Raw genomic sequence first — 417 nt, forward strand, 5'->3', positions numbered from 1 at the left:
CGTTGGTATCAGAGGCGAATCAGGCCGGGACTAGTCCTGAACACACCTCGAACGTGGTGCATCGATTTTCATGAGGAACACGGCCGGGATGTTACCATGCGACCTCCTGCTCAGCGGCTCGCACCACGCGTCCCTCTTGGCCGAACTAACCACACGACCAGAGGTTGATTTGCATCATCTGCAGACGCATTGTGCGGGTCAATCAAAACATTGTCTGGCAAACAATGTGGATACCCGACATTACCGGCAGACATCCCGTGCGCTACGTCGCCATCGTCGAGGCTCTGGCCGAGGCGATCGCGACCGGCGCGTTGCGACCGGGAGACCGTCTCCCCACCCATCGTGAACTCGCCTGGAGCCTCGAGCTTAATGTCAGCACGGTGTCGCGGGCTTACGCCGAAGCGACCCGGAGACATC

1 protein-coding gene is annotated in these 417 nt (G+C 59.7%); it reads left to right on the top strand.

All coding sequences use genetic code 11. From position 1 onward, the window contains the following. Positions 1-164 precede the first annotated feature (164 nt). Positions 165-417: GntR family transcriptional regulator (locus DY467_RS25775; protein WP_502706463.1), on the top strand; the 253-nt coding region annotated here is incomplete at its 3' end.

It is taken from the genome of Rhodopseudomonas sp. BR0G17, from assembly GCF_010907025.1.
Taxonomy (GTDB): domain Bacteria; phylum Pseudomonadota; class Alphaproteobacteria; order Rhizobiales; family Xanthobacteraceae; genus Rhodopseudomonas; species Rhodopseudomonas palustris_H.